This is a genomic window from Aliarcobacter lanthieri, from assembly GCF_013201625.1.
In the GTDB taxonomy this organism is placed as follows: domain Bacteria; phylum Campylobacterota; class Campylobacteria; order Campylobacterales; family Arcobacteraceae; genus Aliarcobacter; species Aliarcobacter lanthieri.
This window is the reverse complement of record NZ_CP053839.1, coordinates 976723-1001374: the sequence shown is the minus strand read 5'-3', so window position 1 is coordinate 1001374 and position 24652 is coordinate 976723. Positions and strand designations below refer to the sequence as shown.

Below are 24652 nucleotides of genomic sequence, written 5' to 3'. Positions count from 1 at the left end.
TTTAGGATTATATTTTTCCTAAAAGTTTATCTATCTTTTTATTTGATTCAATAATTTTTTCTAAACTTATATTTTCACTTAAAATATCACTATAAACTGTATCAATAATCTCTTTTAATGTTATTGGTTTTGCTAATTGATTTGCAAAAAGCAATAAATTCACACCACTATTTATAGCTAATCTTAATGTAGTTCTTAAATCATAATGTTTACTAATAGCACTCATTTGTAAATCATCAGTTATTAAAACTCCATCATATTTTAACTCTTCTCTTAAAAGTTTTGTATTTACATTATATGATAAAGTTGCAGGATAGTTTTTATCTAAGTTCTCATTAAAAACATGAGCAGTCATTATCACATCTACTTTTTTATTATTTATAAAATATTTATATGGTTCAAGTTCTTTTTTATTCCAAGTTTTTGTAATATCTACAAAACCTAAATGTGAATCAGCTAAAGAAGAACCATGCCCTGGAAAATGTTTTAAAACAGAAATTATATTTTCTTTTTTTAATTCATCAACAAAAATAGAAGAATATTTTATAACTTCACTTGAGTTTTCTCCAAAACTTCTCCCTCTTGTTACAATAACTTTATTATTTTTGTTTAAAGCTAAATCAACAACTGGTGCAAAATCAAGATTTATTCCTACATCATTTAAATCTTTTGCTAAAGCTTTATAACTATTTTTAGCAAATTCTTCACCTTCTTGTGCAACTTCACTAGCTTTTAGAGTATCTACAAATCCCATATCAGTTTTAAGCCTTTGTACGACTCCTCCTTCTTGATCAATAGAGATAAGTAATTTCTGTTTTGATATAGATTGAAGTTCATTATTTAGTTTTTTTAATTGTTCTTTATTTCGTATATTTTTAACTTTTGTTTTATCATTAGGATCTTTATCAAATAATATAACTCCCCCTAATCCAAACTCTATATCTTTATATATTTGACTATTTTTACTTAAAATCTCACCATTAAATCCTAAAATAACCATTTTAGCTATCATTTTTTCAATATCACTTTTTGAATAGTTTTGTCCAAAACTTGATACTACAAATAATATTAATAAAATAAATACTTTCACTTTCTCTCCTATTTAACCCAATTTTTATAACTTGTAAATGATGGAAACTGATGTTTAAACTCTTCAATTTCAAAAGAGTAACTATAATTATCCATATATTGACATAATAAATCATAACTCTTTTTTAATTCTGTAAATTTTTCATGACTTCCATCTGGCATATCAGGATGATATTTTTTGGATAATTTTAAATATTTATTTTTCAAATCTTTTTTTGATATTCTTGTTAAAATTCCAAACATTTCAACAGCTTTTTCAAACTCACTATAATCCACAAAAATCCTTTATTTTATAAATATACGATTAATTTTCTTTTTGTATAATACCGAAATTTATTTAAAGGTAATTTTTATGGACTTTTTAGCCTCATTAATAAGACTAATAATATTTTTTGGAATTTTATACTTAATATTCACAAACTTTGGAACATTTTTAATGATTATAGGTGGATTTATACTTGTAATTGCTATTTTAGTATATTACATAAAAAAACAATTACTAAAAAAAGCTCAACATTATGAGTTTAAATTTGATAGCTCATCTTTTTCTAATCAAGGTTTTAACTACAATGAATTTAAAAATTTTGATTTTAATAGCTTTAATAATAGTAACTTTCAAGGCAATTTTTATACACAAAGTTCAAAACTAGACGAAGCAAAAGATTTTTTTGGTTTTTCTTCAACTCCAACAAAAGAAGAGATAAAAAAAAGATATAAGGAATTAGCAAAGAAATATCACCCAGATGTAAATGGTGGTAATGATGAAAATATGAAAAAACTAAATGAATATAGAGATATTTTAATACAAGCTTATGGTAATTAAGGATTTTAAATGATAGATATGACAAAAGTTGCAAATATAATTTTATATATGTTACACAAACAAACCAAAACATTAAATAATAAAAAAATAGAACTTATGCTATTTTTTATGGAAAATAACCACTTAAATTTCTGTAATGAGAAAATCATAAATGAAACATTTATTAAAGATAAAAGAGGTGTAAAATCTGTAGTTTTAAGTGAACTTTTTGAAATTATTATAAATGAAGATATTCTAGATGAGGAAGATGATAGAGTATATTTTATTCAAGAACTCATGGACTTTTTAGATATTGAAATAGTTGAAAAAGAAAATTTTAAAGAATTAAAATTTTCAAAGTTAGATGAAGATTTTGATGAAGGAATTTTCTCAAAAGATGAGTTAAGAACTATTCATAAAATAGTAACTTTATATAAAGATACTAGTGTTAGAAATTTAAGTAATGAATGTTTTTCAATAGATAAAGTAAGACAAACAGAAAATCAAGAAGTTATATTATAAAAACTTCTTAATAATATCAATATTTTATTATTTTAGAAGAACTCTTTGAGTATTAAATTTTGGTAGTTCACCATGTAAATATATAAAATATTCAATAAATCTTTTTTCAAAAACTCTATAATCTTTACTCTTTACTACTCTAAAATAAACATTATCACAACTTTTAATAAATTCTTTTATCTCTTTTGTATGAGCATATTTTTCTGTATAAGCTCTCAATCTTCTTTTTATATTTTTTGAAGAACCAATATAGATAACTTTATTTGTTAAAAAAGGATACATCTCTAATTTACTTGAAGAAAGTTCATAAACTCCTTGTAAATCATTAGGTAATTGTGCAATATTTTCTTTATTTAAAACTCTTTTCTGAGAAAAAGAGTTTGTAAATAACATTTTTTGATTAAATCTTTGAACTTTTGTAATTTTTGGAATTGAATATTTTTTTCTAATATCACAAATTACTCTTCGTGATAATTTTGTATCATACTTTTCATATATTAATTTTGATATTTGTGTATCATTTTTTAAAATATTTAAATTCGTATTTATAATGTCTTTTATGTAAATTGAATATATAAATCTTTTTTTAGGAACTAAATAATCCAATTTGTATACAGTTTTATTAAAAAAGAAATACGTATGATTTAATATTTTTGATAATATAGAAATATCTAAATATCTATTATATTCTTTGAAAAAATTATCAACAAACTCTTTTCTATCTATTAATTTCATATATAGACAATGATTTGTTTCTAAAAATCTTTTTTGCATAGATAGTAAAAATTCAATAACTTTAAATCTAGTTTCATTTACTATATTTATATTCAATAATTTTAAGTGATTATTATCTTCTAGCTCTTCTTTATATTCAAATTTAATTAATAATAATTTATAAAAACAACTTTTAAAATTTTCATATTTAAAATAAATATTAGATGATATTTCTGTAAAAAAATCTTTTGATAGATATTTAATAACCACCTTTTTATCTTTGCAAGCTTTCTCAAACCATTTAGTATTTAATATTTGCTCTTTTAGATATTTAACATATCTATTAAAACTCATAACATATAATTTATTTATAATCATATAAAAAGGGATATTTTTCATAAAATATATTTTACCAAAATGAACTTATAAATTACAAAATCGTTTCTAAAATACTCACAAATAAAAAATAATAAAAAAATAAATTGGTTCCATTATAGAAAGATAATATAAGATAAGATCTTAACATTTACAAGGGAGAGAACGAAAAATGGGGAATATTAGTATAAAAAATAAGTTATTGGTAATATTATACTTAGTCTGTGGAGGTTTTATTCTATTAAGTACTATATTTTTATTTAGTGAAAAAAAAACAATGCTGGAAGAAAAGAGACTAAAGTTAAAAAATATAGTTGAATTAGCTTATAGTATAGTCGAAGCTGAATACCAAGCTTTTAATAATGGAATTTTAGATGAAGAAACTGCAAAAAGCAATGCTTTGATTGCTATAAATAAGCTTAGATATAACTCAGCTGGTCATCAAGAGTATATATTTATAATAGATGATACAAATCCATATCCAAAGATGATTCAACATCCAATAAATCCAGCTTTAAATAAAACTACATTAGATTCAGATAATTATAATGTAGCTACAAAATTTATTTATGGAGATAAAAAAGATGAGATACAACTATCTTCAAAACAAAATTTGTTTAAAACGATGGTAGAAGTTACAACTAAAGAAAACTCTGGATTTGTAACTTATTTATGGAATAAGAATAGTCAATCAGAAGATTTATATGAGAAAGTATCTTATGTTAAAAAATTTAAAGAGTGGGGTTTTATATTAGGTAGCGGTATTTATATTGATGATATAAATGAACAATTTTATTCTAATATAATAAAATCAACTATTATAACTTTACTTATATTGACTATTATTGGTGTAATTTTAATGATTATCTCAAATAATATATTAAACAGTATCAAAAGCTTTAAATATGGATTATTAGGATTTTTTGCATACTTAAATAGAGAAGTATATAATATAGAGCTTTTAAAAGATTCTTCAAAAGATGAGTTTGGAGAGATGGCAAAAGTAGTAAATGAGAATATCAAGAAGACACAAAAAGGGATAGAAGAAGATAGAAGATTGATAGATGAGACAATAACAGTATTAAGTGAATTTGAACAAGGGGATTTGTGTCAAAGGTTGAATATAGAAGTAACAAATCCAGCCTTAATGCAATTAAAACAGATGTTGAATAATATGGGAGAGAATCTTGAATCAAATATAAATAATATATTAAATATATTAGAACAATATGCAAATTATAACTACTTGAATAAGATAGATCAAAAAGGGTTAAAAGAGCATTTGTTAAAACTAGCAAGAGGAGTGAACCATTTAGGAGATTCAATAACAACAATGCTAGTAGAGAATAAATCAAATGGATTAACTTTAGAGAATAGCTCAAAAATACTTCTATCAAATGTAGATATATTAAATGTAAGCTCAAATGAAGCAGCAACATCTTTAGAAGAGACAGCAGCAGCCTTAGAAGAGATAACAAGTAATATAAGGAATACAACACATAATATAGCAAAGATGTCAAATCTTTCAACAGATGTTACTAAGTCAGTAAATGAAGGAGAAGAATTGGCGAATAAAACAACAACAGCAATGGATGAGATAAATGCACAAGTTAATGCAATAAGTGAAGCAATAGGAGTAATAGATAATATAGCATTTCAAACAAATATCTTAAGTTTAAATGCAGCAGTAGAAGCAGCAACAGCAGGAGAGTCAGGGAAAGGGTTCGCTGTAGTAGCACAAGAAGTACGAAATTTAGCATCTCGTTCAGCAGAAGCAGCAAAAGAGATAAAAGATATAGTGGAAAGAGCAACAGTAAAAGCAGATGAAGGGAAACAAATAGCAACAAATATGATAAATGGATATGTTGGATTAAGTAAGAATATAGAAGAGACAATAACATTAATATCAGATATAGAGATGTCAAGTAAAGAGCAGCTAATGGGAATAGAACAAATTAATGATGCAGTAAATCAGTTGGATCAACAAACACAACAAAATGCTATGGTTGCTAGTCAAACTAACGATATTGCTATACAAACAAACAATATTGCAAAATTAGTAGTAAGTAATGCAAACGAAAAAGAGTTTATAGGGAAAAATGATGTTTGTGCTAAAACTTTTGATTCAAATGAAAATGATACTTTACCCATAAAAGAAATAGCTTAAATCAAATTCAATATTTAAGATAATTAAAGAGTTTAGTTTATTCTAGGCTCTTTTAGTTATATTTCTACAAAAAAATAATAATTAAAACCTTTAAATATATCAAAATAATACTTTTTTAATATTTTCATATAGTATAAATCTAAAACAATATTAGTATCTATATTCAAAAATAGAATACTATCAATTTTTATAAAAAAGGGGTTAAATATATGAGGATTACTAAAAAATTATATTCAAGTTTTGGTTTGATGATTTTTTTAATTATATTACTGACAGTTATAGGGATAAATAGAGTATCTATCATAGATAATACTTTAAAAAATGATGTAGAACTTACTTCTGCAAAACAAAGATATGCAATCAATTTTCGTGGAAGTGTTCACGATAGAGCAATTTCTATAAGAGATGTTGTATTATCTGATAGTAAAGATAGTTCTTTATTTAAAAAATCTATTGATGATATTAAAAAACTAGAAGATTTTTATAGTACTTCTGCTCAATCAATGGATAAAATATTTACAAATAGAGACAATTTTGTAGAAGAAGAGTTAATAATATTAAATAAAATAAGAAATGTAGAGAGTAATACATTACCATTAGTAGAAAATATTATCAAACTAAAATTAGAAGATAATAATGAAGAAGCATTAAATATACTTTTAGATAAAGCTAGTCCATTATTTACTCAATGGTTAAAAGTTATAAATGAATTTATTGATTATCAAGAAGCAAATAATCATACATTCTTCTCTCAAATAAGAGAAGTTGCAACTGGTTTTTCTACTATTATGATTATTTTATTATTCATAGCGATTATTTTAGCAACAATAATATCATATCTAATTTCTAGATATATAGTAGACATGATCAATAAAATACAAATTGGTTTACAAGGATTTTTTAATTTTTTAAATAAAGATACATCTACAATTACTCTTTTAGCAATCAATACAAAAGATGAATTTGGAGAAATGGCAAATTTACTAAATCACAATATTTTAAAAGCTCAAAAAAATATAGATGAAGATAGAAAATTAATAGATGAAACAATAACAGTTTTAAGTGAGTTTGAACAAGGAGATTTATGTAAAAGATTAAATTTAAATGTTAATAACCCATCATTAATGGAATTAAAATCTGTATTAAATAAGATGGCAGATAATTTAGAAAATAATATCAATAATGTACTAAAAATTCTAGAACAATATGCAAATTATAACTATTTAAATAAAATAGATTCTAAAGGATTAAAAGAGCATCTTTTAAAATTAGCAGATGGTATTAATATATTAGGGAATTCTATAACTTATATTTTATCTGAAAATAAATCAAATGGATTAACATTAGATGAGAGTTCAAATATCTTACTTGATAATGTAGATAAATTAAATATAAGTTCAAATGAAGCTGCATCTTCTTTAGAAGAAACAGCTGCTGCGCTTGAAGAGATAACAAGTAATATTAGAAATACAACAGGTAATGTTGCAAAAATGTCACAACTATCAAATAGTGTTACAAAATCTGTAAAAGAAGGAGAAAAACTAGCAAATAAGACAACAATAGCAATGGATGAAATAAATACTCAAGTAAATTTAGTAAATGAAGCTATTTCAATAATCGATCAAATAGCATTCCAAACAAATATCTTAAGTTTAAATGCAGCTGTAGAAGCAGCAACAGCAGGAGAAGCTGGATTAGGTTTTTCTGTTGTTGCACAAGAAGTAAGAAATCTAGCAAGTAGAAGTGCAGAAGCAGCTAAAGAGATAAAAGATATAGTTGAAAATGCAACAATAAAAGCAAACGAAGGGAAAGAAATAGCAAATAGCATGATAGAAGGATATAAAGAGTTAAATACAAATGTATCTCAAACTATAGATTTAATATCAGATATTCAAAATTCAAGTAAAGAGCAATTATTAGGGATAGAACAGATAAATGATGCTGTAAATACTTTAGACCAACAAACTCAACAAAATGCAAATATAGCTGCACAGGCTCATGATATTGCAATAGTAACAGATAATATTGCTAAATTAATAGTTAAAGATGCAAATGAAAAAGAGTTTATAGGAAAGAATGAAGTAAAAGGAAAAAATATAGAGAACCAATCAAATAATATAAATCATACACAAACAGTAAATAAAAAAATATCTAAATCAAAATATAAAAAGCAAGAAATTATAAAAAACAATAATATTAAAAATGAAGAATGGGAAAGCTTTTAATTTTAAAATAAGCAACACTTTAGAATAGGGATAAATCACCCTATTCTATATTTATTATAATTTTAGAAATTTTCCCATTCATCTTCATTAGATGAATTATCTTCAATTGTTTTTTTATCTTCCTTTTTTGATTTATTAGGAATTACATTTGTTGTATTTATATTTTTAATCTCAAACTTTTTAGCTTTAGCACTATCTTTTCCTAAAAATTCTTTTGAATCAGCTTCTTTTACTACATCTTTAGCTATGTTATCTGTTTCCATAGCAATATCATGAGTTTGAGAAGAGATCATAGCATTTTGTTGAGTTTGTCTATCTAATTGATTTACAGCATCATTAATTTGTTCTATTCCAGAAAGTTGTTCTTTACTTGACATTTCAATATCAGAAATAAGATTTGTTGTTTGAGTTATTGAATCATTTAAACCTTTATAACCTTCAATCATTGTAGTAGCAATATTTTTACCTTCATTAGCTTTTATTGTTGCTTTTTCAACTATATCTTTTATCTCTTTAGCTGCTTCTGCACTTCTTGCTGCTAGATTTCTTACTTCTTGTGCTACAACTGCAAAACCTTTTCCTGCTTCTCCTGCTGTTGCTGCTTCCACTGCTGCATTTAAACTTAAGATATTTGTTTGGAATGCTATATTATCTATAACTCCTATTGCTTCATTTACTAGATTTACTTGAGTATTTATTTCATCCATTGCTAATGTTGTTTTATTTGCTAATTCTTCACCAAGTCTCGAAGATCTTGTAACTTCAGTTGAAAGATTTGACATTTTTGCAATATTTTGAGTGTTATTTCTTATATTACTTGTTATCTCTTCAAGTGCAGCTGCCGTTTCTTCTAAAGAAGCTGCTGCTTCATTTGAACTAATATTTAAGTTGTTTACATTTTCTAAAAGAATTTTAGAACTATCTTCTAAAGTAAGTCCATTTATCTTATTTTCCAAAAGAAGATGATTTATAGTTTCTGCTAACTCATTTATCTCTTTTGCAACTTCTCCAACAGGATTTTCAATTCTAGCTCTAAAATCCATTTGTTCATATTTTTTCAGAACTTGATCTATTACAACTAAATCATTATTCACTTTATTAGATATAAGTTCTAACATTTCATTTAATATATTTTTAAGTTCTTCTAAACTTTCATTTCCAGTGCTATTTTCTATTCTATTTCGTAAATTTCCTTTATTTATTTCATTTACAACTTCTTTAACATTATCAATTAAAGATTCATCTTCTTTTAATAGTTTAGCTGTTTTTATGATATTTTCATTTACAACTTTTGCCATTGAGCCAATTTCATCTTCTGATTTTATATCTATTGTTTCAACATTTTTAGTTTCTTTATTTAGATATTTAAAAAATCCTAAAAGTCCACTCTCAAATTTTTCTAATGGAGAAATAATATTTTTTGAAATAAGATATGATATAACTGCTATTAAAATAATAGAAACAATAACAGATATGATCAATATTCCAAAAATTATAGAAGAAATTTTTTGATTTGCATTATCTTGCATAATTGAAATATTTTTTTCAATATTATCAATATATATTCCTGTTCCTATCATCCATTGCCATTCTTGTAAACCTTCTGCATATCCAATTTTATCATATTGTTTTGGATCATCATTACTTTTAGGGAAGTCATAAGTTACAGTTCCTCCTCCTTTTTTGGCAACTTCAATCAAATCTTTTACATAGTAAATTCCATTTTTACTTTTATTATTTATTAAATTCTTACCAACTAAATTATGATTGATTGGATGCATCAAATTTGTACCATCATACGAATACACAAAAAAATACCCATCTGTTCCAAATTTAATTTGTGAAATTTCTTTTAAAACTTCTTTTTTTAGCTCTTGTTCTTCATTATCTATATAAACCCCTGTACCGACAACCCATCCATAAGGTTCAAATAATCTTATATTTGATAATTTAGCTCTTGGTTCTTTACCTGGAATTACTTGTTCATAAGGTACAAATCCTTCACCATCTTCAAAAGCAGTTCTAATAAATTCTGGAATATGTTTACCATTATTTTTTGTTCCTTCTCTTTCTGGCGTTAAAGGAAGTTTTAATATTGTTGAGTATTTATCATATACAAAGAAATAGTCATTGTCTTCTCCATATCTTACGGCTCCAATAGTATCTAAAAGTAATTTTTTTAGCTCTGCTTCAGATAATTTATTTTTTTCTTTCTCATACATTTCTGTAATCATTGTAAATAAAAAATCTGTTTGAGATTTTAGATAAGCCCCTTTTCTATTTTTAACATTATCTATTTTCCCTTTTTCATAACCATCTTTTGCAATATCCATTACAAAAGATGTATAGTTTTTCATTTCATCTATTGCTTCTGCAAATGCCCTTTGTTTATACTCTTCAATATTATGAGAAGTTAAGTTCTTGAGTTCATATATAGATTTTGTAGCTATAATAGCCGAAACTAAAATAATTGTAATTATTAGTATAGCTAAAAGCTTAAATCTAATTGATAAATTTTTCATGTTGACTCCTATTAGTTTTGGTAATATTTATTTTACAAAAAATTTATATATTATAAGGTTAAGTAGAAAAGTATATAAAAAAGGTAGACTATAAGCCGTGTTCTGTATTTAACAATAATTTATCTAGGTATTAAATCACTTTAATACTCTTGCGAAGACGAAGATTGTGAAGCTTATACCATGTCTTCTTGCTACAAGTTGGGTTTACAAAGCCAAAAAGATTACTCAGTTTGCTGGTAGGCTCTTACTCTACCGTTTCACCATCACCAAATATTTGGCTGTTTACTTTCTGTTGCACTATCCCTTAGATTACTCTAGCCATCCGTTAGATGGAACTCTGCTTCACTGTAGCACGGACTTTCCTCTTGAAAAATCAAGCTATTGTTTAATCTACCTTTAGAGAGATTGTATCTATTTTCTTATTAAATCATAATTACTTGGAATACTAAAAATAAAAAGAGAATCAGGGATATCTTCATCTTGAATAATTTTTAGAAAATTTATCTCTACACTATTTTCTAAATTATCTTTATAACTAATTTTTTCTATTTTGTTATCTTTTGTAAAAATAAGATAATTAATTCCATCAATTGATGCAGAATATTTATTATTATCTATTTTTTTAGAATCTTTTAGTAGTTGTATAATATTTATTTCATTTTCAAGCTGTGTAAAGATAGCTTGTTCTAACTCTGGTTCATCAACTATTGCTGAATTATTATCAATATAAACATTTTTCTCAACAGGTGTTTTATATTTCCATAAAATTTTGCCACTACTTTTTATAAAAACTTCACCTTTATACTCAATAATATCATTTGAGTTTGAAGTAATAGTTTGAGTAAACTGGGCTTGAAAGCTTTTTAAATTTTTTATATCACTAGTTGCAAAAGCAAAAATTGATAGCATAACCATAGCAAATGTAATTTTATAAAACATTTTTTAACCTTTTTTTCTATATAATCTTTCTCATTATAACGAAAAGGAACTAATTTTATGTTAAATGTTTTTTCAAAAGTTTTTGGTACAAAAAATGATAGAGTTGTAAAAAAATATAGAAAACGAGCAAGTGAAATAACTGCATTAGAGAAAAACTATGAAAATCTAAGTGATGAAGATCTAAAAAATGAATTTAATAAGTTAAGACAACTTGTACAAAATGAAGAAAAATCATTAAATGATGTTTTAAAAGAGTCTTTTGCAATAACTAGAGAAGCTAGTAAAAGAGTTTTAGGTATGAGACCTTATGATGTTCAGCTAATAGGAGCTATGGTTCTAAATGAAGGAAAAATAGCAGAGATGAAAACAGGTGAAGGAAAAACTTTAGTTGGAAGTATTGCTGTTTGTTTAAATGCTCTAACAGGCAAGGGTGTTCATGTTGTAACTGTAAATGACTATTTAGCAAGCCGTGATGCAAATGAATTAAAACCACTTTATGAATTTTTAGGATTTAGTGTTGGTGCATTAACTGATAGTATAAAAGATGATGAACAAAGAAGAGAACAATATAACTGCGATATTACTTATGCCACAAATAGTTCTTTAGGATTTGACTTCTTAAGAGATAATATGGTTTATGACATAAAAGATAAAGTTCAAAGAGGACATAATTTTGTAATAGTTGATGAAGTGGATTCTATCTTAATTGATGAAGCTAGAACTCCTTTAATTATTTCTGGACCAACAAATCACATAAACTCAAATTATGTAAAAGCAAATGAAATTGCATTAAAACTGGAACTAGGTAAATTGATAGAGCCAAAAAGTGCTGCTGAAAAACCTATAACAACTGGTGATTTCACAGTTGATGAAAAAAACAGAACTGTAAGTTTAACTGAACAAGGACATATAAGAGCAGAAGAACTTTTTGGAGTTGAGAATTTGTACTCTATTGAAAATGCTATGCTTTCTCATTCACTTGATCAAGCATTAAAAGCAAATTATATTTTTCAAAAAGATGTTGATTATGTTGTAAAAGATGAACAAATTATTATTGTTGATGAATTTACAGGAAGACTAAGTGAAGGTAGAAGATTTAGTGAAGGTTTACACCAAGCACTTGAAGCAAAAGAAAAAGTTACTATACAAGATGAAAGTCAAACTCTAGCAGATACAACTTATCAAAACTATTTTAGGATGTATAAAAAACTTGCAGGTATGACAGGAACTGCACAAACAGAAGCAACAGAATTTGCACAAATTTATAATCTTGATGTTGTGTCTATTCCTACAAATTTACCTATCAAAAGAATAGATAAAAGTGATTTAATTTATAAAAGTGAAAAAGAAAAATTTGAAGCAGTTTGTTTAAAAATTAAAGAATATCATGAAAAAGGACAACCAGTACTTGTAGGAACAGCAAGTATTGAAAAAAGTGAGAAACTTCATAAAATATTAGTTGATAAAAAAATACCTCATACTGTTTTAAATGCAAAACAACACGAGAAAGAAGGTAAAATTATTGCTGATGCTGGACAAAAAGGTGCTGTAACAATTGCTACAAATATGGCAGGACGTGGAGTTGATATTAAATTGACTCCTGAAATTTTAGCTCTTGGTGGGTTAGCAATAATTGGTACAGAAAGACACGAAAGTAGAAGAATAGATAATCAGCTTAGAGGAAGAAGTGGAAGACAAGGAGATGTTGGAGAATCACAATTTTATCTAAGTTTAGAAGATAACCTTTTAAGAATTTTTGGAAGTGATAGAATAAAAAATATCATGGAAAGACTTGGTATCCAAGAAGGTGAATTTATTGAATCAAAAATGGTAACTAGAGCTGTTGAAAATGCTCAGAAAAAAGTTGAATCAATGCACTTTGAAAGTAGAAAACATTTACTTGAATATGATGATGTTGCAAATGAACAAAGAAAAGTTATCTATAACTTTAGAAATGACTTGTTAAGCGAAGATTTCGATATTGGTTCAAAAATAGATGAGAATAGAATTGAATATATCCAAAATCTTTTAGCTGATGCAAATATCTCTCAAACAACTCCAGTTGAAGATTTTGATTATACATTTATAGTAGCTAAATTGAAAGAAGATTTACATTTTATAATTGATGAAAAAGAGATAGAAAGTACAGATTACGAAGTATTAGAAAATCGACTAATATCTATTTTAAAAGATACTTATGAAAATAAAATGAGTGTTGTTGATCATAAACAAAAAAGTGAAATTGAAAGAGTTTTATATCTTCAAATTTTAGATAATGCTTATAGAGAACATTTATATGCTATGGATACACTAAAAACTGGTATTGGACTCAGAGGTTATAATCAAAAAGATCCTCTTGTTGAGTATAAAAAAGAGTCATATAATATGTTTATAGAATTAATCTCAAACATCAAATTAGAGATTATAAAAATTTTATTTGCAGTACAACTTCAAAGTAAAGAAGATAGACAAAAAGAGCAAGAAGCATTACAAAGAATGAAAGAGTCTATGGAAAAAGCAAATGCAAATATAACAACAAATATAGCACAAGAAGCTGTAAAAAATAGCGAAAAAAAAATAGCAAGAAATGAATCTTGCCCTTGTGGTAGCGGTCTAAAATATAAACAATGTTGTGGAAAGAGTGGACCTAAAAAAGGTTTAGTTGCAGGAAACTAATTTGAATAAGCAGTTAGTTAATTTTATTGTAAAAAAATATCTAAGATTTGATAAAAAAAATCCATTTATCTCAATAAGTGCTATTTTAGCATTTATTGGAGTTGCTATAGGTGTTATGGTACTTATTTTATCTATGGCAATTATGAATGGTACTGCAAAAGAGTTTGAAAGAAAACTTTTTACCATGAACTATCCACTAACAATCTATGCAAAAACAGCAAATAGTGTAAATGAAGATCTTTTAACTGAATTACAAAATGAATTTAAAGATTTAAAATTTTCTGCATTTATATCTACTCAAGCAATTATTCAAAATGGAAATAATATGAGTGGTGGTATGATTTTTGGTGTAAATGCACAAAATGAAGCAGCCATTAATCCTATTTTTAAAGAAGCATTAAATGATTTTGAATTAAATAAATTTGACTTGATAACTGGAATGGGAATAAGTGATAAACTACTCTTATCAAATGATAGTAAAGTAACTTTATACTTTACAGAATTAAATCCAGCTGGTTTTTCTTTAATGCCAAAAATGAAAAGATTTAACTATCTTACCTCTTTCTCTTCTGGACTTAGTGCTTATGATAAAGCTTATATGTATACTTCATTAGAAGCTTTACAAACTCTACTTCAAAAAGATGCAAATATTTATGATGGAATACATATTCATTCAAATAATGCTTTTAGTGATATAGAAAAACTAAGAATTTTTTTACAAGATAAAAATGTTGGTGTTGTAGGTTGGTGGCAACAAAATGGAAACTTTTTTGCAGCTATGAAAATGGAAAAAACAGCTCTTTTCATAGTTTTAATGCTTATTATATTAGTTGCATCTTTAAATATAATATCATCTTTACTTATGACAGTTATGAGTAGAAGAAAAGAAATAGCCCTACTTTTATCTATGGGAGCAACAACAAAAGAGATTAAATCAATATTCTTAAGAGTTGGTACTATCATTGGATTTAGTGGAATTATTACGGGTATTATATTAGGATTTATTGGTTATTTTTTACTTGATACTTTTGATATTGTATCTTTGCCTGCAGATGTTTACGGAAGTGCAAAATTACCACTTGATTTAGCAATGAGTGATTTTATATCTATTGTTATTGGTGCTGTTGTGATAGTACTTTTATCATCTTTTTATCCAGCTAGCCGTGCTACAAAAATAGATGTTATTGATGTATTAAGAAATGAGTAAGTTTTAATACTTACTCTTTTTTATTATTAAAGTTATTAATTAAATTTGATGGGCTTGTAAATATTCTTTTAAAAATATTTACTGGAGCATTAAAACCATCTTTTAACAAATTAGTATTTATTGTAGGACTATTCAAATCTCCACTAATATTTATTTGTGTTTCAACTCTATTATCATTTCCTAATAAAATATAATTTAAAAGTGGTATATATTCAACAATTGAACTATAACCTTTCATAAATATAAGTTTTAATTTTGAATTAATCTGATTTGTAGATAAATTTACAACTCCTTCACCTTCAAAATCTATACCATTTCCAGATGTATGTAAATTTTTAATATCAAGTATTTTTGCTGCATGGTTATATTCAAATTCAACAACACCATCTTTTACTTGATAAATACCTAATTGATTTAAACCAAAAACAGAAGGTATTGCTAAAAATGGATTAATAAGAGCAGGAGAACTTTCTAAGAAAAACATAATATTACTTAAAATTGATAAATTTTTTATATTACTCTCTCTTATTAACATTTTCCCTTTTAAATTATCTATTATTCCATTTGCATAAAAATCTAGTTTTCCTCCACTCATAATATCTTTATTAAATAATGAATTTATAAACTTTTCATTTGCTTTAGCAATATAAATATCTATATATTTATCTTTATTTTGAGTAAAACTCATTTTGCTATCTTCATATTCTAAATAGAAGAATTTTCTATATTTATCTAAATCTATTTCATAAAAATCAGCTAAAATTTTATTTTCATTATTTATAACTATTTTAGAGTTTACTCCAATAATATTCATTTTTTCAATAGTACTAAATTCTTCACTATCTTTTGTATCAAAATAGATATCATAACCATCAAGTTTTAAACTATATTTTTTATCTTTAATTGTCAAAAACAGATTCATATTATCAGCATACAAATCAACTATTCCATTTTGATATTTTCCAATTATTGTAAGATTTTCTACTTCTTTATCATCTTTTTTTATTGGAAGAGTTAATTCTTTCATTACTGCTTCAAAATTTATTAAATTCTTTTGTATGTCAATGTTTGCATCTTTAATCTTATAAATATCATTATTGATATTTAAATTTGTATCTTTTAAGTAAATATGTAAACTTTGAGAGATATCTACATTTTGATCATTATTTGTATCATAAAATATATCATATCCATCTAAATATAAAGAAATTTCATCTTCTATCTTAAGCTTTATAGAATCATCTTTAGAAGTAATATAAACCTTATTATTCTCAATATTTCCTATAATATCTAAAGCATTTATATTTTGATTATATTTTTTAATTGGTAGATCAAATCCGCTAATTGTACCATCTAAACTAATTTTATTGTTATCTTCTATTTTTATAGATAAATTACCATTTTTTATAGAATTATTTTTTAAAATATCTGAATATTTATAAATCTTTGATATATCAATAAAATCTATTTTTATAAACTTATCATAATTTATATTTGTCTTTAAATCTACTAAAAATATATCTATTTTTTTACTAAAATCCATAGTAATTTCACTTGTCTTATCTTTAATATTTAAGATTTGTTCATCTTTATTGTTTTTTATAAAGATTTTATTTATATCTACAATTCCATTGGCTTTTAAAGTATCTAAATTTAAATTTATATTTACATTCGCATTAATCATATCTTCATATAAAAAACTAGCTTCATCTATATAGAGTTGACTATTATCCAAATAAACATTTGCACTATTTGTTTTAAAATGAAAGCCTTCAATAAATATATCTGACTTTTCTACAACAAATTCACCATTTGTAGTCATAGACAAATTTTCAGAATAAGGAATATCTAAAAATAGTTTTGCCTTTGTTTCACCATTTTTTTGTAAAACTGGTAAAGAAATATCATAAGCTTTTAAAATGTCTAAAATATCTTTATCTAAGGTTGTTTTTGTTTCTATATTTACTAAAACTTTACCTTCTTCTTCATTAGTTAAATTTTTTATTTGTACAAAACTATTATCTAATTTTTTATTTTTATATTTTGGTGAAATTAAATCAAAATTTAAAATATCATTTTTATAATTTACTTTAATATTACTAGTAATAATCTCTTCTAAATTTTGTTCAAATTTTATTTTTGCATTTTTGATATGAGCATCACCTTGAATAGATTTTAAAATCAACTCTTGGCTTTCCAAATCAAATTCTCCATATAACCAATCAATTTTAAACTCACCTACTACATTATCATACATCCACTCATTTGCAATATTATCTAAATTTAAAAAAGGCTTTAAAAAATGTAAATTTTCAAAATAATCACTTCTTGTAAAAAAAGAAAGTTTTGATTTTGTAATATCAATATTAGTTTTTGTAGAAATATTTTTATAAAAAATATCACCAAAATATTTTAGCTCTTCATCAAAATAATTAATTACAGCTTTACCTTTTAACAATACTTCATAATCTTTTAAATATAACGAAGAGATATCAAAAGTAACTTGCTTTGATGAAACATCAATCTTTGAATTTAAAGTTATAAGTTTATTGTCTATTATAAAATTATCATTGTCAAATAAAATTTTAAATTTATTTCCATCAATATCTAAATTACTTATATCTATAATTTGAAAATATTTTAATATTTTTGGAAGCATTTCAATATTGTTTTTTATATCTTCTAAAGATGATTTTACTTTACTCTTTTTTGATTTATATTCAATGTCTTCAACAGTAACAATCAGTTTTTTATCCAATTTTATATAAAATTGCGAAACTTTAAAATTAAAAATATGAAAAGAGCTTATTTTGACACCAAATAATAATATGGAATACAATAAAAACATTAAAAGAAAAGATGATAATAATATTAAGATTTTAATGTTTTTTAACACTATTTATTTATTCCTTATTGCTTGTATTATGGTACTTTATTATCTTACTTTACCTGTTGTATCTAAAAAGATTTTATATATACCAAAAGGCAGTACAAGTAATATTATATCACACTTAAATAAAAATGGTTACGAAATGAATATAATTGATGAAGTTATTTTAAAAGCTAGTGGATATATACAAAGTGGCTGGATAGATATTGAACAAACTAGATTAACAAAAATAGATTTTTTAATAAAACTTCTTACTTCAAAAGCTGCTTTAAAAACTGTTACTTTAATTCCAGGTGAAACTTCATATTTTTTCTTAAAAAAATTAGCAGATGAATTTAATTTAGATGAAGAAAAACTAACAAAAATTTATAATGAGCATGCTTATAAACTAGATGGAAATATTCTTGCTGATACATATTCATTACCAGTTGGAATGAGTGAAGAGTATTTAATCTTTTATTTATTCTCACAAACAAATAGAAAATATGAAGAGTTTTCTAAAAAAATATTTGGTATTTATGATAAAAACAAATGGTTTAATTATATAACTTTAGCTTCAGTTATACAAAAAGAAGCTGCAACAAGAAATGAAATGCCAATAGTTGCTAGCGTAATTCACAATAGATTAAAAAAAGGAATGCATTTACAAATGGATGGAACACTAAATTATGGTAAATATTCAAATAGTGTTGTAACAGCAGATAGAATAAGAAATGATGATAGTTCATATAATACTTACAAGAATAAAGGTTTACCTAAAAATCCTATTTGTGCAGTTAGCCTTGACTCAATAAAAGCTGCTATTTTCCCTGTAAAAAGCAACTATTTATATTTTGTAAGAGATAATAAAACAGGTCTTCATAAATTTGCAAAAACTTTTGAAGAACATCAAATTAATATTCAAGCAAATATTGGTGTATCAAAAACTTACACAAAAGTTAATGAAACTCCTAATGATATAGATAATGAAGCAATAGATATTATGAAAAATGATATAACAAATCAAAAAGCACCTTCAATAAAAGATTTATTTAATAGTGTAAATTAGATGTGAATATTTGAAACAATCAAATATTCACTCCAATAAATATAAGCAAATTCAATACTTTCAAATATAAATATAGTTAAAATCAGCCATATCAAAATTTACAATTTAGGATGAGACATGGCACAAATTATTTACACAAAAGTTGATGAAGCTCCAGCTTTAGCAACATACTCTTTTTTACCTATAATTCAGGCTTTTACAAAAAGCTCTGGTATAGAAATGGTACAAAAAGACATATCTTTAGCAGGAAGAATTATTGCAGCTTTCCCTGAGAATTTAAAACCTGAACAAAGAATTGGTGATGCATTATCAGAACTTGGAGATATGACACAAGATCCAAATGCGAATATTATTAAATTACCAAATATTTCTGCTTCTATTCCACAATTAAAAGCAGCAATTTCTGAATTACAATCAAAAGGTTATAATGTTCCAAATTATGATTCTAGTGAAGAGGTAAGTGCAAGATATGCAAAAATTCTAGGAAGTGCAGTTAACCCTGTATTAAGAGAAGGAAACTCTGATAGAAGAGCTCCTGGTGCTGTTAAAAATTATGCTAAAAACAACCCACATAAAATGGGAGAATGGAAAAAAGATTCTAAAACTGATGTTATTCACATGAATGAAAATGACTTTTTTGGTACAGAAGTTTCTACAACTTTAAATAAAGAAGATAACTTTAAAATTTCATTTATAGGAAAAGATGGACAAGAAACAGTTTTAAAAGCATCTTTACCTTTAGAAAATGGTGAAGTTATTGATGCAACTAAAATGTCTGCAAAAGCTTTACAAGAATTTTATCAAAAAGGAATTGATGAAGCTAAAAAAAGAGATATTCTACTTTCACTACACCTAAAAGCTACGATGATGAAAGTTTCTGACCCAATTATGTTTGGATTTGCTGTAAAAGTATATTTCAAAGATTTAATTGCAAAACATGGGGCGACTTTTAATAAAATCGGAGTTAATTTCAATAATGGTTTAGGTGATTTATACTCTAAATTAGACCAAGTTGATGAAGCTTTAAGAGCTGAAATTTTAGCTGATATTGATGCTGTTTACTCAAAACAACCAAAATTAGCTATGGTAAACTCTGCAAAAGGTATCACAAACTTACATGTTCCTTCTGATGTTATTATCGATGCTTCTATGCCTGCTATGATTAAAGGTGGGGGGAAAATGTGGAATAAAGAGGATAAAGAAGAAGATACTTTAGCTATGATTCCAGATAGATGTTATGCTACAACATACCAAGTTGTTATTGAAGATTGTAAGAAAAATGGTGCTTTAGATCCAAGAACTATGGGTTCTGTTCCGAATGTTGGTTTAATGGCTAAAAAAGCTGAAGAGTATGGAAGCCATGATAAAACTTTCCAAGCAAAAGCTGATGGTAAAATAGTAGTTACAAATAATGCTGGAGAAACTGTATTTAGTTTTGATGTAGATAATGGTGATATTTTCAGAATGTGCCAAACTAAAGATGAACCAATTAAAGATTGGGTAAAACTTGCAGTTAATAGAGCAAGATTATCAAATACTCCAGCAGTATTCTGGTTAGACAAAGCTAGAGGTCATGATGCACAAATGATAGCTAAAGTTGAGAAATATTTAAAAGATTATGATTTAAGTGGTCTTGAAATATCTATTAAAGCTCCAGATGATGCTATTCAATACTCACTAGATAGAATGAGAAAAGGTCTTGATACAATTTCTGTAACTGGAAATGTATTTAGAGATTATAATACTGACTTATTCCCAATTTTAGAGCTTGGAACATCTGCAAAAATGCTTTCTATTGTTCCATTAATGAATGGTGGTGGATTATTTGAAACTGGTGCTGGTGGATCTGCTCCTAAACACGTACAACAATTACAAGAAGAGAACTACTTAAGATGGGATAGTTTAGGTGAATTTATGGCACTTGCTGCTTCATTCGACCATTTAGCAAATACTCAAAATAATAAAAAAGCAGCTGTTTTAGCTAAAACTTTAGATAAAGCTACTGAATCTTTCTTATTAAATGACAAATCTCCAGCAAGAAAAGTTGGAAGTATTGATAATAGAGGAAGCCACTTCTATTTAGCTATGTATTGGGCAGATGAATTAGCAAAACAAAATGATGATGCAGAGCTTAAAGCTGAATTTACTCCAATTGCAAAAGCTATGAATGAAAATGAAGCACAAATTTTAAAAGAGTTAACAGAATGCCAAGGGAAAGCTGTTGATACTGGTGGATATTATATGTTTGATGATATTAAAACATCAAATATAATGAGACCATCTACAACTTTAAATAAAATTATTGGATAATTTACATAAATATGAGAAGTAAAACTTCTCATATTTTCTTCTTTAAAAACCTATCTAAATCTATAAACTGCTATAATCTTTAAAAATTTTAAAGGTAATATATTTTGAATAAAAAAGTTATTGGAATTGTCGGTGTTGGAAATGTTGGTTCAAATTTAGCTTTCAATATTGCTACAAATAACCTTTGTGATGAAGTTTTATTAAAAGACATAAGAGAAGAATTTACAGAAGCAATGGCTTTAGATATTACTCAAGCAAGCCTTTCTTCAAATAATAAAACTATTGTAAAAGCTTGTAACAATAAAGAGTTTAAAAATTGTAATATAATAGTAATAACAGCTGGAATTGCTAGAAAACCAAATATGAGCAGAGAAGATTTACTTTTTACAAATGCAAAAATTATGAATTCTATTTTAGATGATATCTTACCTTTAAATCCAAATGCAATTTTTATAATAGTTTCAAACCCTTTAGATGCTATGGTTTATAGTGCTTTAAAAAAATCAAATCTTTCTAGAAATAAAGTTTTTGGTATGGCAGGAGTATTAGATAGTGCAAGATTTAAATATTACATATCTAAAAAAATAAATTTTTATTATAAAAAAATAGATGCAATAGTTATTGGCTCTCATTCAAATAGTATGGTTCCGTTAATATCTCAAGCAAGAATTGATGATAAAAGAGTAATAGATATTTTAAATAAAGAGGATATTCAAGAGATTTTAGAAAATACTAAAAATGGTGGAGCAAAAATAGTAGAACTTTTAAAAACTGGTTCAGCATATTTTGCACCAGCATTTAGTACATATTTAATGTGTAAATCTATATTAAATGATGAAAAAAATATTTTTTCTTGTAGTGTAAAACTTGAAGGGGAATATGGTTATAACGATATTCCACTTGGAACACCAGTTATTTTAGGTAAAGAAGGTATTGAAAAAATAATAGAATTAGATTTAAATAAAAAAGAAAAAGAAGAACTAAATAAATCTATTGAAACAATACAATCAAGTATAAATATTTTAAAATAAAATTTTGATTGAAGTCAATTTAAATTAATAAAACTTATAATAGAATAAGAGCACTTCAACAAAAAGGGAAAATTATGAAAAAAATAGTTTTAGCAACAACAATTCTAACAGCCTGTTTTACTTTTGCAAATCCTTATGCAAATTGTGTAGTTTGTCATGGTGCAAATGGAGAAAAAGTTGCTTTAGGAAAATCTAAAATCATTAAAGACATGACTAAAGAAGAGTTTGTAGCATCACTTAAAGGTTATCAAGATGGAACTTATGGAGGAGCACAAAAAGCTTTAATGATCCCTCAAGTAAAAGGAATGGATGAAGCGACTATGAAAGAACTTGCAGATTTAATTATAAAATAATAAAGTAGCAATTTTTTGCTACTTTATACTCTTTTTCAAATTTTCTAATATTTTCATTAATTCATCTTTTTCATTTAGTAACTCTTTTATTAAGATATCTTTTTCATCTTGAAAATCATTAATATTTTTTTGTTCTAAAATTTTTCCTAAATAAAATCTAAAAATTGCTCTATCTTTTATATATTCAGTTTTTAAACATTCAATTATAATCTTTGGTTTATCTTCACCCAAACCATTTACTAAAATCAATTTTTCATTATTTTTTATTTCAAAAAGAATTGACTCATCAATAATTTTTGGAACTAAAATCTCTTTTTTCCAGTAATTTGTTGCTTTTTTTTCTAATATATTTACTTTTTTTAACATAATATCTTCAAATAACTCTTTTTTTATTGAAAATTTATACATAAAACAAACCTCTCATTTCAAATAATTTACTACTTCCAGAAATTCAATAATAAAATGTTACAATCAAATAAAAAGGGAGTATTATGACTAATTATTTTAAAAATATTATTATAATTTTAGCAGTATCTTTTTTATTTATTGCTTGTAATACAAAAGAAGTAATCCAGCCAACAATCATAGAAGCAAAACAAGATGAAATATTACAATTATCAAATCTTGTAGATGATAATACTTTTAATCAAGAACTAAACACTAATGAATTTTTTACAAAATTCTTTAAGCCTTGGAAACAAACAAAGCTATCATATCCAAAAAATGAAGCTATGTGGGGATTATCTTATAAAAATAAAAAAGTATATTTAGAAAACCATAATCTAGCAACAAAAGAATGGTTTGACAAACATATAGAAAATACAAATTTTGAACAATACAATCAAGAAGTAAAAAAAGCTATAACTTTAAAGAATACAAATGTAAGAGTTATACCTACAAATTCTCCAATGTTTTATAATCCACAACTTCCAGGAGAAGGTTTTCCATTTGATTACAATCAAAATTCTCTTTTAAAAATAAATACTCCTATAATAGTTTCTCATTTATCAAAAGATAAAGCCTGGGCTTATATAGAATCACATTTTGTAGGTGGTTGGGTTGAAATAAATAATATTGCATTTGTTGATACAAATTTTATGCAAGAATTTGAAAAAGCAAATTTCTTTGTAAGTGTAAAAGAAAAATTTCCTATCTATAATAATACATTTAGAGAATACATAAAAGTTGGTACTATATTTCCTAAAAAAGATAATTTATTTATAATTGCAAAAGCTGATGACAAACAAAATGCAGTAATCTCTTATGTATCTTTAAATGAAAATGAAGTAGAAGAAATGCCTTTAAAATACACTTCAGAAAATAGAACTAGAATTTTAAAAGAGTTTTTAAATGAACCTTATGGTTGGGGTGGATTACTAAATAATAGAGATTGCTCTAGTTTTACTCAAGATTATTTTAGTGTATTTGGAAAATATCTTCATAGAAATTCGAAAGCACAAACAATAAATGGAAAATATCTTGATATATCAAACCTTACTTTAGAAGAAAAAAAAGACTTTATAAAACAAAATGGTGTTCCTTTTTCAACTTTAGTTTATCTAAAAGGACATATTATGTTATATATTGGAATAAAAAACAATGAACCTTTAGTTGTACATAATATTTGGAGTGTAAAAATGAAAGACAATAACAATAAAGAATTTAGGCACATTATAGGAAAAGCAATTATTACAACACTAGAACCAGCAAAAGAAATTGAAGGTTTTACAGAAGATAGTAATATTTTAAAAAGAGTTTTAGGTATAACTATACTTTAATTAG

Annotated in this window: 18 protein-coding genes and 1 other RNA gene; 11 read left to right on the top strand and 8 right to left on the bottom strand. The window is 25.1% G+C overall.

Annotation, left to right across the window (positions count from 1 at the left end; all coding sequences use genetic code 11):
• Positions 1–7: 7 nt before the first annotated feature.
• On the bottom strand, positions 8–1090 hold the full coding sequence (locus ALANTH_RS04970) for a glycoside hydrolase family 3 N-terminal domain-containing protein (RefSeq protein WP_026807602.1): 1083 nt from the start codon (positions 1088–1090) through the stop codon (positions 8–10).
• A gap of 8 nt (positions 1091–1098) precedes the next feature.
• Positions 1099–1365, bottom strand: coding sequence for a DnaJ domain-containing protein (locus ALANTH_RS04965; RefSeq protein ID WP_026804241.1), 267 nt, complete (start codon positions 1363–1365; stop codon positions 1099–1101).
• Positions 1366–1441: 76 nt separating this feature from the next.
• Between ALANTH_RS04965 and ALANTH_RS04960 the strand changes: the two genes are divergently transcribed.
• Both ALANTH_RS04960 and ALANTH_RS04955 read left to right on the top strand, forming a co-directional pair.
• Positions 1442–1912 (top strand): J domain-containing protein, encoded by a 471-nt coding sequence (locus ALANTH_RS04960; RefSeq protein WP_029888309.1) that lies wholly within the window; start codon positions 1442–1444, stop codon positions 1910–1912.
• A gap of 9 nt (positions 1913–1921) precedes the next feature.
• Positions 1922–2413, top strand: coding sequence for a Panacea domain-containing protein (locus ALANTH_RS04955; protein WP_029888308.1), 492 nt, complete (start codon positions 1922–1924; stop codon positions 2411–2413).
• Positions 2414–2440: 27 nt separating this feature from the next.
• Here ALANTH_RS04955 and ALANTH_RS04950 read toward each other — a convergent pair whose 3' ends face one another.
• Complete coding sequence (locus ALANTH_RS04950) at positions 2441–3505, bottom strand: GIY-YIG nuclease family protein (RefSeq protein ID WP_172658500.1); 1065 nt, start codon at positions 3503–3505, stop codon at positions 2441–2443.
• A 169-nt stretch (positions 3506–3674) separates the two neighbouring features.
• On the opposite strand from ALANTH_RS04950, the gene ALANTH_RS04945 reads away from it, so the two are divergent.
• Both ALANTH_RS04945 and ALANTH_RS04940 read left to right on the top strand, forming a co-directional pair.
• A complete protein-coding gene (locus ALANTH_RS04945; RefSeq protein ID WP_266096392.1) occupies positions 3675–5669 on the top strand; it encodes a methyl-accepting chemotaxis protein in 1995 nt (664 codons plus the stop codon).
• Between the two features lie 209 nt (positions 5670–5878).
• Complete coding sequence (locus tag ALANTH_RS04940) at positions 5879–7894, top strand: methyl-accepting chemotaxis protein (protein ID WP_172658498.1); 2016 nt, start codon at positions 5879–5881, stop codon at positions 7892–7894.
• 62 nt (positions 7895–7956) lie between these two features.
• On the opposite strand, the gene ALANTH_RS04935 is transcribed toward ALANTH_RS04940, so the two are convergent.
• From ALANTH_RS04935 to lolA, 3 genes are all read right to left on the bottom strand, one after another.
• Complete coding sequence (locus ALANTH_RS04935; protein WP_172658497.1) at positions 7957–10416, bottom strand: methyl-accepting chemotaxis protein; 2460 nt, start codon at positions 10414–10416, stop codon at positions 7957–7959.
• A 76-nt stretch (positions 10417–10492) separates the two neighbouring features.
• Positions 10493–10813, bottom strand: an RNA gene (gene rnpB, locus ALANTH_RS04930) — RNase P RNA component class A.
• A 14-nt stretch (positions 10814–10827) separates the two neighbouring features.
• A complete protein-coding gene (lolA, locus tag ALANTH_RS04925; RefSeq protein ID WP_026807913.1) occupies positions 10828–11355 on the bottom strand; it encodes a LolA-like outer membrane lipoprotein chaperone in 528 nt (175 codons plus the stop codon).
• 57 nt (positions 11356–11412) lie between these two features.
• Between lolA and secA the strand changes: the two genes are divergently transcribed.
• Positions 11413–14031, top strand: coding sequence for a preprotein translocase subunit SecA (gene secA / locus ALANTH_RS04920; protein WP_026807914.1), 2619 nt, complete (start codon positions 11413–11415; stop codon positions 14029–14031).
• Between the two features lies 1 nt (position 14032).
• The gene (locus ALANTH_RS04915; RefSeq protein WP_026807915.1) at positions 14033–15238 is read left to right on the top strand and encodes an ABC transporter permease; all 1206 of its coding nucleotides are present in this window, start codon (positions 14033–14035) and stop codon (positions 15236–15238) included.
• A gap of 10 nt (positions 15239–15248) precedes the next feature.
• Here ALANTH_RS04915 and ALANTH_RS04910 read toward each other — a convergent pair whose 3' ends face one another.
• Positions 15249–17996 carry a YhdP family protein gene (locus ALANTH_RS04910; protein ID WP_051583651.1) on the bottom strand — a complete coding sequence of 916 codons (2748 nt, stop codon included), beginning with the start codon at positions 17994–17996 and terminating at the stop codon, positions 15249–15251.
• A gap of 52 nt (positions 17997–18048) precedes the next feature.
• On the opposite strand from ALANTH_RS04910, the gene mltG reads away from it, so the two are divergent.
• The 4 genes from mltG (at position 18049) to ALANTH_RS04890 (ending at position 22870) form a co-directional block, all read left to right on the top strand.
• Positions 18049–19176, top strand: a complete 1128-nt coding sequence (gene mltG / locus ALANTH_RS04905) for an endolytic transglycosylase MltG (protein ID WP_228133196.1) — start codon at positions 18049–18051, stop codon at positions 19174–19176.
• Positions 19177–19293: 117 nt separating this feature from the next.
• The gene (locus ALANTH_RS04900) at positions 19294–21486 is read left to right on the top strand and encodes an NADP-dependent isocitrate dehydrogenase (protein ID WP_026807918.1); all 2193 of its coding nucleotides are present in this window, start codon (positions 19294–19296) and stop codon (positions 21484–21486) included.
• A 104-nt stretch (positions 21487–21590) separates the two neighbouring features.
• Positions 21591–22517 (top strand): malate dehydrogenase, encoded by a 927-nt coding sequence (locus ALANTH_RS04895; protein WP_026807919.1) that lies wholly within the window; start codon positions 21591–21593, stop codon positions 22515–22517.
• A gap of 74 nt (positions 22518–22591) precedes the next feature.
• Positions 22592–22870, top strand: a complete 279-nt coding sequence (locus ALANTH_RS04890) for a c-type cytochrome (RefSeq protein ID WP_026803762.1) — start codon at positions 22592–22594, stop codon at positions 22868–22870.
• An 18-nt stretch (positions 22871–22888) separates the two neighbouring features.
• Here ALANTH_RS04890 and ALANTH_RS04885 read toward each other — a convergent pair whose 3' ends face one another.
• Positions 22889–23278 (bottom strand): hypothetical protein, encoded by a 390-nt coding sequence (locus ALANTH_RS04885; protein WP_026803761.1) that lies wholly within the window; start codon positions 23276–23278, stop codon positions 22889–22891.
• A gap of 83 nt (positions 23279–23361) precedes the next feature.
• Here ALANTH_RS04885 and ALANTH_RS04880 point away from each other — a divergent pair, with 83 nt between their 5' ends.
• Entirely contained in the window at positions 23362–24648 is a 1287-nt protein-coding gene (locus ALANTH_RS04880) for a C40 family peptidase (RefSeq protein ID WP_026807920.1), read from the top strand.
• Positions 24649–24652: the final 4 nt, after the last annotated feature.